12 protein-coding genes are annotated in these 13,404 nt (G+C 65.5%); 6 read left to right on the forward strand and 6 right to left on the reverse strand.

Annotated features, from left to right (window positions below; translation table 11 throughout):
• The first annotated feature begins 210 nt into the window (after positions 1–210).
• From J0F76_RS08480 to J0F76_RS08490, 3 genes are read left to right on the forward strand one after another with little or no spacing between them, the layout of a single operon-like run.
• Positions 211–765 carry a thioredoxin family protein gene (locus J0F76_RS08480; protein ID WP_207468080.1) on the forward strand — a complete coding sequence of 185 codons (555 nt, stop codon included), beginning with the start codon at positions 211–213 and terminating at the stop codon, positions 763–765.
• Entirely contained in the window at positions 738–1,442 is a 705-nt protein-coding gene (gene gph, locus J0F76_RS08485; protein WP_242690085.1) for a phosphoglycolate phosphatase, read from the forward strand. The genes J0F76_RS08480 and gph overlap by 28 nt, the downstream gene beginning before the upstream one ends.
• Positions 1,443–1,480: 38 nt before the next feature.
• A complete protein-coding gene (locus tag J0F76_RS08490) occupies positions 1,481–1,993 on the forward strand; it encodes a protein tyrosine phosphatase family protein (RefSeq protein ID WP_242690086.1) in 513 nt (170 codons plus the stop codon).
• On the opposite strand, the gene J0F76_RS08495 is transcribed toward J0F76_RS08490, so the two are convergent.
• The 5 genes from J0F76_RS08495 to J0F76_RS08515 form a co-directional block, all read right to left on the reverse strand.
• Entirely contained in the window at positions 1,990–2,322 is a 333-nt protein-coding gene (locus J0F76_RS08495) for an arsenate reductase family protein (RefSeq protein WP_242690087.1), read from the reverse strand. The genes J0F76_RS08490 and J0F76_RS08495 overlap by 4 nt on opposite strands.
• A 145-nt stretch (positions 2,323–2,467) precedes the next feature.
• Positions 2,468–3,775 carry a DUF3422 family protein gene (locus J0F76_RS08500; RefSeq protein ID WP_207467908.1) on the reverse strand — a complete coding sequence of 436 codons (1,308 nt, stop codon included), beginning with the start codon at positions 3,773–3,775 and terminating at the stop codon, positions 2,468–2,470.
• A gap of 55 nt (positions 3,776–3,830) precedes the next feature.
• Positions 3,831–5,273 carry an NAD(P)(+) transhydrogenase (Re/Si-specific) subunit beta gene (locus J0F76_RS08505; RefSeq protein ID WP_207467910.1) on the reverse strand — a complete coding sequence of 481 codons (1,443 nt, stop codon included), beginning with the start codon at positions 5,271–5,273 and terminating at the stop codon, positions 3,831–3,833.
• A gap of 10 nt (positions 5,274–5,283) precedes the next feature.
• The gene (locus J0F76_RS08510) at positions 5,284–6,858 is read right to left on the reverse strand and encodes a Re/Si-specific NAD(P)(+) transhydrogenase subunit alpha (protein ID WP_207467919.1); all 1,575 of its coding nucleotides are present in this window, start codon (positions 6,856–6,858) and stop codon (positions 5,284–5,286) included.
• A 173-nt stretch (positions 6,859–7,031) separates the two neighbouring features.
• Positions 7,032–7,658, reverse strand: a complete 627-nt coding sequence (locus tag J0F76_RS08515) for a hypothetical protein (RefSeq protein ID WP_207467921.1) — start codon at positions 7,656–7,658, stop codon at positions 7,032–7,034.
• A 198-nt stretch (positions 7,659–7,856) separates the two neighbouring features.
• Between J0F76_RS08515 and pepN the strand changes: the two genes are divergently transcribed.
• Both pepN and J0F76_RS08525 read left to right on the forward strand, forming a co-directional pair.
• The gene (gene pepN / locus J0F76_RS08520) at positions 7,857–10,448 is read left to right on the forward strand and encodes an aminopeptidase N (protein ID WP_207467928.1); all 2,592 of its coding nucleotides are present in this window, start codon (positions 7,857–7,859) and stop codon (positions 10,446–10,448) included.
• Between the two features lie 42 nt (positions 10,449–10,490).
• On the forward strand, positions 10,491–11,399 hold the full coding sequence (locus J0F76_RS08525; protein WP_242690088.1) for a 1-acyl-sn-glycerol-3-phosphate acyltransferase: 909 nt from the start codon (positions 10,491–10,493) through the stop codon (positions 11,397–11,399).
• 23 nt (positions 11,400–11,422) lie between these two features.
• On the opposite strand, the gene J0F76_RS08530 is transcribed toward J0F76_RS08525, so the two are convergent.
• Positions 11,423–12,283, reverse strand: coding sequence for a D-amino-acid transaminase (locus J0F76_RS08530; RefSeq protein ID WP_207467935.1), 861 nt, complete (start codon positions 12,281–12,283; stop codon positions 11,423–11,425).
• A gap of 154 nt (positions 12,284–12,437) precedes the next feature.
• Here J0F76_RS08530 and J0F76_RS08535 point away from each other — a divergent pair, with 154 nt between their 5' ends.
• Positions 12,438–13,394, forward strand: coding sequence for an L-malyl-CoA/beta-methylmalyl-CoA lyase (locus J0F76_RS08535; protein WP_207467943.1), 957 nt, complete (start codon positions 12,438–12,440; stop codon positions 13,392–13,394).
• Positions 13,395–13,404: the final 10 nt, after the last annotated feature.

Genomic DNA, 13,404 nt, shown 5'->3' on the forward strand with positions numbered 1-13,404 from the left:
GTCAGGTTGGTGAAAGGGCGCCTCATCACATCCTCCTGAATAGCTTCAGGAAACTATCGAGTGATGCATTCCAGAATGGAATGTGCCCGCCTACAATATGCAAGACTAGTAATCCGTATTATGGTGCATAAAATCCAGCTTACGACTATTGCCCGGCTTGTTCCTGCTCTAGAACTTTTGCAATCTGATCGCGCCAAAGATGGAGGACCCATGGCTGTCTCACCACCTGTCTGCGACTTTGGCGCACCTTGGCACGAGTTTGCTTTGCAAGGCACGGATGGTCGCAAGCACGGCCTTGCCGATGTCGCCGGCGCGCGTGGCACGCTTGTCATGTTTATCTGCAACCATTGTCCATACGTCCAGTCGATCATCGACCGGATCGTCCGCGATGCAACCCAGATGCAGGCTGCCGGGATTGGAGTGGCGGCAATATCAGCCAACGACGTTCAGGAGTATCCGCAGGATGGTCCCGAGCAGATGAGGATCTTCGCCCAGAAGCACGGCTTCACTTTTCCTTACCTGTATGACGATACGCAGTGTGTGGCACGAGCCTATGGCGCGGAGTGCACGCCCGACTTCTTTGGCTACAATGCCAGTGGAGAGTTGCAGTATCGCGGCCGCTTCGACGCTTCGACACGCATGGCCGCTCCGGTCGATGCACGACCCGAACTGCTGGAAGCCATGCTTCTGATTGCCGAAACAGGCAAGGGACCTGAAAGACAAACCCCCTCAATGGGATGCTCGATAAAGTGGAAAACTGCATGAACGTCTGCCTTGCCCCCTGTCCGGTGGTCTTCGACCTTGACGGGACGCTGATAAACAGTGCTCCGGACATTCATGGTTGCGTGAATGCGGTGCTGGGCCAGCATGGAACGCCCCTGCTGACCTTGGACCAGGTGCGCAGCTTCATTGGCGGCGGCGTGGATGTCCTGTGGCAGAAGATCATCGCGGCCCGTGAGCTGGAGGACGCGAAGAAGCCCGATTACATCGCGGCCTTCATGACCTGCTACCAGGATGCCACCCAGCTGACCCACCTGTTCCCCGGCGTGGAGGATGCGCTTCAGACGCTTGCCGATCGTGGCCATCCGCTGGGTATCTGCACCAACAAGCCGCTGGCGGTGACCCGGGCGATACTGGCCCATTTCGGCATACTCGACCTGTTCGGCTGTGTCATCGGCGGCGACTCCGTCCCTGAACGCAAGCCCCATCCAGCCCCTCTGCGCGCGGCCCTGCAAGGCCTTGGTGCCGATCCCCGGCAACCCCGGGCCTTGTATGTTGGCGACAGCGAGTTCGACGCGGCCTGCGCTGCCGCGGTTCCGATGCCGTTCCTGATCTACACCGAGGGATACCGGCAGACCCCTGTCGGCGAATTGCCTCATCTCGCGCCGTTCGACGACTTTGCGCGGTTGCCCGCCTTGGTCGAGATGCAGACGGCAGCGTGACCAAGCCAGGCAAGTAAGCCGATGCAGGAACGGGCTGGATGCAACCCCTGCCCCGCTTCCTGCAGGCGCTTGACATTCCCGCCGACATGGTCCCAATCGAGGCTCTTGCCAAGGAAGGGGTTGTCATGGACCTGCGCCAGCTTACGCCGAATCTTGCGGTTTCACCGCAGATTTCCACCGAAGACGTGCCGCTGCTGGCCCAGTCGGGGTTCAAGACGCTTATCAACAACCGCCCCGACGACGAAATCGGGGCCGTTGACCACGAGGCCATGGCGCAGGCTGCGGCCGATGCGGGAATGTCCTACCACTACCTGCCCTTCACTCCTGGCCATATCACGCCCGACCTGATCCAGGGCTTTGCCGCGGCCCTTGAAGGGGAACGGCCCGCCGTCGCCTATTGCCGCTCGGGCAACCGTTCGACCGTCCTGTGGGCGCTGAGCCAGTCGGGCAGGCAATCCGAGGACGAACTGCTGAGCACGGCAGCCGATGCCGGTTACGACCTGTCAGGCATCGTGCCACTGATGCGGTCTCTGGCGGGCAGCCGGGATTAGGCGGGAACGCCCAGGGCCCGCTTAACATTGGCAGTCCACCCCAGCAGGCGCTGATCGCCCGCGACGATGACCGGGCGCTTCATGACGCTGGGCCTGGCCGCCATCATCGCGACGGGATCGGCCGCGCGTTCGTCCTCCGACATCGCGCGCCATGTCAGGCTGGCGCGATTGACGATCTTGTCACCGAAATCCGCAACCAAGGCTGCGCGTTCATCATCCGTCAGGGGCTGCTTCTGCACATCGCGGAAGGACACCGACCAGCCATGAGCTTCCAGCCCCGCCTGCGCCTTCTGGCAGGTCGAGCAATGTGCAAGGCCGTATAACGTCAACTGCCCGGGCATTAGACGAAGGGCACCAGCGGCACGCCGCAGGCAGTCAGGGTCGCAAGGGCGGCAAGGGCAAGAAACAGTTTCACGATAGGTCCGACAGTTGTGGTTTTCATCGTCTTAGAGACATTTCTCCGCAACGGGCAAGCTACAAATCATCGCTTGGACCATGCTTGTGCAGGCTGCGGCGGACCTGCCGCATTGCCCACCAGACGATCAGGACCGCCAGCGGGGTCAAGCCCGCGATCAGATAGGCCTTGTCCACGCCCAGCTTGGCGGCGACGGGATACAGCGCATAGGACAACAGCCCCACGGCGTAATAGCTGATTGCCACGACCGACAGCCCCTCGACCGTGTGCTGCAGCCGCAGTTGCAGATCTGCCCGGCGGTCCATGCGCGCAAGCAGCAACTGGTTCTGCGCGGATCGCTCGACGTCAACCCGGGTGCGCAGCAACTCGCCCGCGCGCGCCGCGCGTTCCAGCATCGCGTTCAGGCGCGTCTCGGCCGAGGCGGCTGTCCGCATGGCGGGGCGGTAACGGCGGCGCATGAACTCGGTCAGCATCTGCCGACCAGAGAAACGGGTTTCCCGCAGCGCCGTGATCCGATCCATGACAATGGCCTCGTACGCCTTTGTCGCGCCGAAACGGAAGGAATGCTGGACCGCCTGGGCTTCCAGTTCCGCTGATACCGCAAGCAGTTCATGCAGCACCGCCTCGGCCGGGCGGGTTTCATCCGTCATTCCATCCACGATGGCCGACAGCCGGGGCTCAAGCTCGTTCAGGCGGTTGCTGAGACTGCGCGCTCGGCCAAGACCCAGCATGGACATGGCACGATAGGTTTCAAGCTCGACCAGCCGGTGAACGATCCGCCCTACCCTACCCTCGCCCACACCTGGTCGAACGAACAGCGCGAAGCGCATCCACCCATCGGCATCGATCCTGAAGTCGCCGGCGATCATGGCCGCTTCCTCCAGCACCCAGACGGCGGTCAGGCTGTCCCGCGCAAACCAGGTGGTAATGCGGTCCAAGGCTTCGTTGGGATCGTCGGGCAAGGTGTCGATCTGCACCAGGACCGCCGCCACGCGCTTGCCGGGCGCGGCCTGCTGCCATTCCTTCGAGAAGATGGCGGCGGCGCTTGGATCGAAGGGCCGGATCGGCAGGCCCGGAGTCAGCGCCATATAGGTCACGAATTCGGTATGGCTTTCCCATTTCAGGTCATGCCGCCCCAACCATCCCTGATAATGGCTTTCATGGGGATCGGGGCGCGGCCCGCCATGCCTGCCGGTCAGTGCCGTCAGGTGTGCCAGATCACGGCCACGGTCCCGATTGGCCGCGTCGCGCGGTTCCTTGAAGGCCACGAAGACGCATGTCGCGGGGGCAGACAGGCGGGGCGACGGCCGGGCGTGCAGTTCATTGACCAGGTCATATCGCAGCGGATGTTCGATTTCCGGCCCCACGCCATTCTCCTTCAGTGCCCGCGACGGACGGGGGCGGTCGCCCGCCCCCGCCGTTTCACTCGATCATCGGCAGCAGCTTGTTGAGGCTGTCCTTGGCGTCGCCATAGAACATGCGGGTGTTCTCCTTGAAGAACAGCGGGTTCTCGATCCCGGAGTAGCCGGTGCCCTGCCCGCGCTTGCTGACGAAGACCTGCTTGGCCTTCCAGACCTCCAGCACCGGCATCCCGGCGATCGGGCTGTTCGGATCGTCCTGGGCGGCCGGGTTCACGATGTCGTTCGAGCCGATGACGATCACCACGTCGGTCGAGGGGAAGTCCTCGTTGATCTCGTCCATCTCCAGCACGATGTCGTAGGGCACCTTCGCCTCGGCCAGAAGCACATTCATGTGGCCCGGCAGACGCCCCGCGACCGGATGGATGGCAAAGCGCACCGTCTTGCCCGCCGCGCGCAGCTTGCGGGTCAGTTCGCTGACCGCGCCCTGCGCCTGCGCCACCGCCATGCCGTAGCCCGGCACGATGATGACGCTGTCGGCGTCGTTCAGCGCGGCGGCCACGCCCTCGGCGTCGATGGCGATCTGTTCGCCGGTGATCTCGGCCGCCGGTCCCGCCTCGCCGCCGAAGCCGCCCAGGATCACGCTGACGAAGTTGCGGTTCATCGCCTTGCACATGATGTAGGACAGGATCGCACCCGAGGAGCCCACCAGCGCGCCCACCACGATCAAGAGGTCGTTGCCCAGCGTGAAGCCGATGGCCGCCGCCGCCCAGCCGGAATAGCTGTTCAGCATCGACACCACGACCGGCATGTCGGCCCCGCCGATGCCCATGATCAGGTGATAGCCGATGAAGAACGCCAGGAGCGTGATCAGGATCAGCCAGAAGATTGCCGGACCGACGCCCGCGCAGTAGAGGATGCCCAGCAGCACCGACAGCGCCAGCGCGCCCGCGTTCAGCATGTGCCCGCCCGGCAGCTTCCTGGGCTTGCCGTCCACCCGGCCCGCCAGCTTGCCGAAGGCCACGACCGAGCCGGTGAACGTCACGGCGCCGATGAAGATGCCAAGGAACACCTCGATCTTCAGCATCGCGATCTCGGCCGGTGTCTTGTGGGCCAGCACGGCGGCAAAGCCGTAAAAGAGGTCCACGCCCTCCTCGGCCTTGGCGCGCAGCACGCGGGCCAGCTCGATCTGGGCGTTGAAGCCCACGAAGACCGCCGCAAGGCCCACCAGCGAGTGCATGGCGGCGACAAGCTGCGGCATCTCGGTCATCTGGACGCGCTTGGCGACGACCCAGCCGACGGCGCCGCCGATGGCGATCATGACCAGCGACAACAGCCAGTTGCCCGCGCCCGGCCCGAACAGCGTGGCCAGCACGGCAAGCGCCATGCCGACGATGCCGTACCAGATCGCGCGCTTGGCGCTTTCCTGTCCCGACAGGCCGCCCAGCGACAGGATGAACAGCACGGCTGCGACCACATAGGCCGCGGTGGTGAATCCGTATTCCATGGCTGTCCCCTTACGACTTCTGGAACATGGCGAGCATCCGGCGCGTGACCATGAAGCCCCCGAAGATGTTGACGCCCGCCATCAGGACGGCCAAGGCGCCCAGCAGGACCACCCACCACGACCCCGACCCGATCTGCATCAGCGCGCCCAGGATGATGATCGAGCTGATCGCGTTGGTGATCGCCATCAGCGGCGTGTGCAGCGAATGGGCAACGTTCCAGATCACCCGGAAGCCGATGAAGCAGGCCAGCACGAAGACGATGAAATGCGCCATGAAGCTGGCGGGCGCGATGGCCCCGATGATCAGCAGGACGATGGCGCCGACGCCCAGCAGCGTGACCTGCGACTTGGTCTCGGCCTTGAAGGCGGCGACCTCGGCCGCGCGGCGTTCCTCGACCGTCAGGGCCCTGGGCTTTTCCTTGGGCTTCTGCGCGGCGATGGCCGCGATCTTCGGCGGCGGCGGCGGCCAGGTGACGTCATGGTCGCGCGTCACGGTCGCGCCCCGGATCACGTCGTCCTCCATGTTGTGCAGGATGACGCCATCCTTCCTGGGCGTCAGATCGGCCATGAAGTGGCGGACGTTGTTGCCGTAAAGCTCCGAGGCTTGCGCGCCCATGCGCGAAGGAAAATCGGTATAGCCGATGATCGTCACGCCGTTCTCGGTGACATGGCGCTCGTCGGGAATGGTCAGCTCGCAGTTGCCGCCGCGTTCGGCCGCAAGGTCCACGATCACGCTGCCGGGCTTCATCGCCTCGACCATGTCGCGGGTCCAGAGCTTGGGCGCGTCGCGGCCGGGGATCAGCGCGGTGGTGATCACCACGTCCATCTGCGGCGCAAGCTCACGGAACTTGGCAAGCTGCTTTTCGCGGAACTCGGGCGACGAGGGCGCGGCATAGCCGCCGGTGGCGGCGCCGTCCTGCGCCTGCTCGGCGAAGTCCAGGAACACGAACTCGGCGCCCATGCTTTCGATCTGCTCGGCCACCTCGGGGCGCACGTCGAAGGCATAGACCTGCGCGCCAAGCGACACCGCCGTGCCGATGGCGGCAAGGCCCGCCACGCCCGCGCCCACCACCAGGACCTTGGCCGGGGGCACCTTGCCCGCCGCCGTCACCTGGCCGGTGAAGAAGCGGCCGAAGTTGTTTGCCGCTTCGATAACAGCGCGGTAGCCCGCGATGTTCGCCATCGACGACAAGGCGTCCATCTTCTGCGCGCGGCTGATCCGGGGCACCATGTCCATGGCGATGGCGGTGATGCCCTGCTCCTTGGCAAGGGCCAGCATCTCGGCGTTCTGCCCGGGATAGAAGAACGAGATCAGCGTCTGCCCCGCGTTCATCTGCCGGATCTCGCCCTCGGCGGGCTGGCGCACCTTGGCCACCACGTCGACCGAGCCGATCAGGTCGGCCGCGGACGGCAGCACCGTCACCCCTGCCGCGCGATAGCTGTCGTCCGAGAACCCGGCCCGCGCGCCCGCACCGCTTTCCACAAAGACCTCGTGGCCCAGCTTCATCAGATGCCCGGCAGAGGATGGCGTGATCGCGACCCGAGCCTCACCCTCGAAACTTTCCTTCAACGCGCCAATCTTCATGGCCCTGTTGTCCCCCGCTCGTTCCGTTTCGGTTGGGGCACAGATAGCATCGCGAAAGATTTGTTCACAAGTCCGCGCGTAGGCCGTTCAGGACAAATGTCCAGGGGGTGTGGCGCACAAAAAAATAACGCCCGGGGCCGAGAGCCCCGAGCGTCAATCCGTATCGCTTTAGATCAGTTGGCAGGCGCCGGAGTAGCCGGTGCCGGGGTGGCCGGCGCGGGCGTCGTGGTGGCCGGTGCCTCGTCGACCGTGACAGCGTCATCGATCGCCTCGCCCGCGTCGCTGGCCGACTGCGCTGCGGCGTCCGCCGCGCTGTCAGCCGCTTCGCTTGCGGCATTGGCTGCGTCCTGGGCAGCGGTGCCGGCGGCGTCGGCGGCGTTGTCGGCGGCGGAGGCTGCGTTCTCAGCCGCGTTTTCGGCGGCTGCCGCGGCATCCTCGGCGGCGCCTTCCGTGGCGGCCGCGGCGTCATCGGCTGCGTTCTCGGTCGCTTCGGCGGCGCTGTCGGCAGCGGCCTCGGCATCGGCTGCTGCGGCTTCCGCATCGGCGGCGGCATCGCTTGCCGCGCCCGTATCCGGGGCTTCGGTCGTGGTCGTCACGGTGGTCGTGTCGCCGTCGACCGCCACGGTGTCATCGCCGGTAAAGCGCTGCAGCACGAAATATGCCAGGGCAAGTGCCAGAAGGACGCCGATGATCAGCGGCAGGGGCGAGGACCGACGCTCGACAGGTTCGACATAGGCTTCCTTCGGGGTCACCGGATCGACCGTGCGGGGACGGTTCGGATCGTTCGGGTCGTGGGTCATTGCTGGCCTCCAAGTGCTAGGTTGGGAAACCGGTTGAGTGTCGCGCGTTCTCCCGGTCTGCCTGGCAAGCCCGGCCATCGCGGCCAAGGGTATGCGTAGGTTGAACCAGCCGACTTGCGACCCGGCCTTCATGCGACTAACACATTGGTCCTGATACGGTTCCGCCGGGCGGAGCAGCTTTCTTCATGCGAGGATGCGATGACCCAGACCCACGGGCAGAATACGCACGATCTTGCCGACTATCGGCCTTATCCCTTTGTCCTGTCGGCGACGCGGATGCATTTCGACCTGCAGCCGCAGGCGACGCGGGTGCGCGCCGCCCTGTCCCTTGCCCCGCGCGATCCGGACCGCGCCGAGGACCTGGTCCTGGATGGCGGCAAGGCGGTCGAGCTTCTGTCGCTGGCCGTCGACGGAGAAGCGCTTGACCCCGCCCATGTCCTGCGCGAGGGCGAGACGCTGACGATCGCCGCCGCCGCCCTGCCCCCGCACCCCTTCCTGCTGGAGACCGAGGTCCGGATCGACCCCTCGGCCAACACCGCCTTCGAGGGGCTTTACATCTCGAATGGGATGTTCTGCACCCAATGCGAGGCGGAGGGGTTCCGCCACATCACCTTCTATCCCGACCGCCCGGACGTGATGGCGACCTTCCACGTCACCATCGACAGCGACCTGCCCGTGCTTCTGTCGAACGGCAATCCGGTCGGCCAGTCGCAGGGTCGCGCGGAATGGCACGACCCCTGGCCCAAGCCGTCCTACCTGTTCGCGCTTGTCGCGGGCGATCTGGTGGCGGTCAGCGACAGCTTCACCACGCGGTCGGGGCGCAGGGTCGCGCTGAACGTCTGGGTGCGGCCGGGCGACGGGGACCGGGCCGGTTTCGCCATGGAATCTCTGATCAAGTCGATGAAATGGGACGAGGATGTCTATGGCCGCGAATACGACCTGGACGTCTTCAACATCGTCGCGGTCGATGACTTCAACATGGGGGCAATGGAAAACAAGGGGTTGAACATCTTCAACTCGAAACTGGTCCTTGCCAGCCCCGAAACTGCGACCGATACCGACTATGAACGGATCGAGGCGGTGATCGCCCATGAATATTTCCACAACTGGACCGGCAACCGGATCACCTGCCGCGACTGGTTCCAGCTTTGCCTCAAGGAAGGGCTGACGGTCTTTCGCGACCAGCAGTTCACGTCCGACATGCGGTCCGCCGCCGTCAAGCGGATCGAGGACGTGCAGGCCCTGAGAAGCCGCCAGTTCCGCGAGGATCAGGGACCGCTGGCCCACCCCCCGCGGCCTGATCGTTACGAGGAGATCAACAACTTCTACACCGCGACCGTCTACGAAAAGGGCGCCGAGGTCATCGGGATGCTCAAGCGCCTTGTGGGCGACGACGGCTATCGTCGCGCGCTGGACCTGTATTTCGACCGCCACGACGGCGATGCCGCCACCATCGAGGACTGGTTGACGGTGTTCGAGGATGCGACGGGCCGCGACCTGAGCCAGTTCAAGCGCTGGTACACCGACGCCGGCACCCCGCGCCTGACCATGGCCGAGGATTGGCAGCCGGGCGAGGCGGGCGGCACGCTGACCCTGGCCTTCACGCAGGACACCCCGCCCACCCCCGGCCAGCCGGAGAAGCTGCCGCGTGTCATTCCGATCGCCGTCGGGCTGATCGGCCCGAACGGCGACGAGGTCGCGCCGACGCAGGTGCTGGAGATGACCGAGGCCAGCCAGAGATTCGTGTTCCAGGGGCTGGGCTCTCGTCCGGTCGTCTCGGCCCTGCGCGGCTTTTCTGCCCCGGTGATGCTGTCGCGCCGGCAGGATGATGCCACCCGCGCCTTCCTGCTGGCCCATGACACCGACCCGTTCGCGCGATGGGAAGCAGGCCGCGACCTGGCCCTTGCCGCGCTGATCGGGGCCGCGCAGGGACAGGCGGTCGGCAGCGACTATGTCGAAGCCATTGGCCGGCTGATCGCCGACGACGGGGCCGATCCCGCCTTCCGCGCCCTGTGCCTGAACCTGCCGGGAGAGGAGGAGATCGCAACCCGCCTGTCGGCCGAAGGCATCACCCCAGATCCCGACGCGATCCATGTCGCCCGCGAATCCCTGGCCCGCCAGATTGCCGAGGCGCATCTGGACCTGCTGTCGCGCATTTACGACGACATGGCCGTGGCGGGCCCCTACCGACCCGACGCCGCCGACGCTGCCCGCCGGTCGCTGCGCAATGCCGCGCTGGCGCTTCTGACCCGCATCGACGGCGGCGAGCGCGCCGAGATCCTGTTCGGCATCGCCGGCAACATGACCGAACGGTTGGCCGCCCTGACCGCCCTGCTGCGGCGCGGAAAGGGCCAGGCAGAGCTTGCGGCCCTGCACGATCAGTTCGCCGGCAACCGGCTGGTCATGGACAAGTGGTTCGCGATCCAGGCGATGGCCGCGCCCCCTGCCCAGGCTGCCGCGATTGCCCGTGCGCTGTCGCAGCGCAAGGATTTCGAGTGGAAGAACCCCAACCGCTTCCGCGCTTTGCTTGGCGGACTGTCCGGCAACCACGCGGGATTTCATGCTGCCGACGGGTCGGGCTATGACTTCACCGCCGACTGGCTTTTGCGCATGGACCCGGTGAACCCGCAGATCGCCGCGCGGATGTCCACCGCCTTCGAGACCTGGACACGCTATGATGGCGGACGCCGCGCCAAGGCCTTGGCCGCCTTGGAACAAATCGCCGCTGCCGAAGGTTTGAGCAAGAACACCCGCGAGATGGTGTCGCGGATGATCGCCGCAGGTCGATGATGCCGCTTGCGGTTGCTCCGGTGCCGGGGCAGAAAGGCCGGAATGACTGACCGACACGCCGATGCCAAGGCCGAGATGCAGGCCCGTCTGGACCCGCTGATCGCCGAGCGGGCGCCCTGGCTTTATTCCGGCAAGCCGCATCACCGGCTGGTGAAGTGGGCGATGATGGGCCTGCTGCGCTATCCCACCACCATCCGCCTGGGTGCCGAGTTCCGCGACGCCCCTACGGTCGAGATCATGCGGCGCATGACCGACCTGATCGTCCGCGATGTCCGGGTCGAGGGGATGGAGCATATTCCCGCCACCGGCCCCGCGCTGATCGTCGCGAACCACCCGACGGGGATCGCGGACGGCATTGTCGTCCACGCGCTGATGTCGCAATTGCGCGACGATCTGTTCATCTATGCCAACCACGACATGATCCGCGTCCTGCCGCAAACGGCCGACTTGATCGCGGGTGTCGAATGGCGCCTGGAAAAGCGCAGCCATGCCAAGACAAAGGCCACGATGGACTACACGCGCGAGGCGCTGGCTGCCGGGCGGATCGGGCTGATCTTCCCGTCTGGCCGTCTGGCCAAGCGTCACGGGCTGGCCCTGCACGAACGTCCCTGGATGGCAAGCGCGGCGATGATCGCGCGCAAGTTCGGCGTGCCGATCATCCCCATGAACATCCGCGCCCGCAACTCGGCGCTGTTCTACCTGCTGGATGCACTGCACCCGACGCTGCGCGACGTGACGCTGTTCAACGAGGTCCTGAACAAGCGAAGCCAGCCCTACCGCATCACCATCGGCGCCCCCATCGACCCCGGGACCCTGCCCAGGGGAGAGGAGGCGATCAGCGTCCTGCGCGATACCGTGCTGGCCTTGCCCGCGCCGGGTCCGAACGCCGCCCGGCTCATGCAGGATCGCGGCCGCGCGCGACTGGTCCGCGGGTCGGAAGGCTTGGCCTGACCCGGTCGGGTCAGGCCGCCGCCTCAGATCGCCGCCTTGCGGCTTTCTTCCAGATAGATCTCGCGCAGCCGGGTCGCCACGGGTCCGACCTGCCCCGTTCCAACCGCCGCGCCGTCGATTTCCACCACCGGCATCACGAAGGCCGAGGCCGAGGTGATGAAGGCCTCGTCCGCCGCTTGCGCTTCGTCGATGGTGAAGCTTCGTTCCTCCACCTGCATCTGCGCCTCGGCGGCAAAGCGCAGCACGGCGGCGCGGGTGATGCCGTGCAGGATGTCGTTCGACAGGGCGCGGGTGACGATGGTGCCGTTCCTGACGATATAGGCGTTGTTGCTGGTGCCTTCGGTCACCATCCCGTCCTCGACCATCCAGGCGTCATCGACGCCGCGCGCCTTGGCCTCCATCTTGGCCATGGACGGATAGAGAAGCTGCACCGTCTTGATGTCGCGGCGTGCCCACCGCTGGTCCTCGATGCTGATGACCTTCCAGCCCGTTCTTGCCGCAGGCGCATCGGCCAGGCCCGGCTTCGACTGCGTAAACATCACCACGGTCGGACGGGTGCCCGTCGCCGGATAGGTGAAATCGCGGTCGCCCGGATTGCCGCGCGTGACCTGCAGATAGACCAGCCCATCGGTGATCGCGTTCTTTTCCACCAGCGCACGGAACGCCGCCAGATACTCATCCTTGCCAAGCGGGTTGTCCATCGCCAGTTCGGCCAGCGACCGGTTCAGCCGCACCAGATGGCCTTCGAAATCCAGAAGCTTGCCGTCCAGGACGCTGACGACCTCGTAAACTCCGTCGGCCATCAGGAAGCCCCGGTCGAAGATCGAGACCGTGGCCTGATCCTCGGGCAGGTAATCGCCATTGACATAAACCGTGCGCGTCATGTTTCCCCCGTGGTTCCCGCGTCGTGGCGTGGTCCTGCGCCCAAAGAGCGCCATCGTCAAGACGAAGGTCGATGCCGCGCCGCAGCCCTTGATGTCGCGGCTGCGAAATATTATTGCTGCAAGCGTCACCTTTCTTTTCGGAACGGATCCCTGCATGAGCTTTCGCGCCCAGCCCCTGCCGCCTGCCCGCCTGAACCGCTGCCAACTTTTCGGCCCCGGATCGCGGGAAAGCCTGTTCGAGAAGATGGCCAAATCCGCCGCTGACGTGATCAATCTGGATCTGGAGGATTCGGTCGCGCCTGACGACAAAGACCGGGCGCGGGCCAACATCATCCAGGCCATTGGCGACATCGACTGGGGCGACAAGACGCTGTCGGTGCGCATCAACGGGCTGGACACGCCGTTCTGGTATCGCGACGTCGTGGACCTGCTGGAACAGGCTGGCGAGCGTCTGGACCAGATCATGATCCCCAAGGCCGGGAACGCCAGCGACATCTATGCCGTGGACGCGCTGGTGACGGCCATCGAGCGGGCCAAGGGTCGCAGCAAGCGCATCGCTTTCGAGGTCATCATCGAAAGCGCGGCGGGCATCTGCCATGTCGAGGAGATCGCGGCCTCGTCCCCCCGGATGCAGGCGATCAGCCTTGGCGCCGCCGATTTCGCCGCGTCCATGGGCATGGCGACAACCGGGATCGGCGGGACCCAGGAAAACTACTACATGATCCGCGAAGGTCAGAAATACTGGCCCGATCCCTGGCATTGGGCGCAGACCGCGATTGTCGCCGCCTGTCGGACCCATGGCCTGCTGCCGGTCGATGGTCCCTTCGGCGACTTCAGCGACCCCGATGGCTTTGTCGCCCAGGCCCGCCGGTCCGCGACATTGGGCATGGTCGGGAAATGGGCCATCCACCCCAGCCAGATTGCCTTGGCGAACGAGGTCTTTTCGCCAAGCGACGCCGCCGTGACCGAGGCGAAGGAGATCCTTGCCGCCATGGACAAGGCCAAGGCCGAGGGGTCGGGTGCGACGGTCTACAAGGGCCGGCTGGTCGATATCGCCTCGATCAAGCAGGCCGAGGTCATCGTGCGCCAGGCCGAACTGATCGCCGGGTGATCCCCCAGGC

This window comes from Paracoccus fontiphilus, assembly GCF_017356265.1.
GTDB lineage: Bacteria > Pseudomonadota > Alphaproteobacteria > Rhodobacterales > Rhodobacteraceae > Paracoccus > Paracoccus fontiphilus.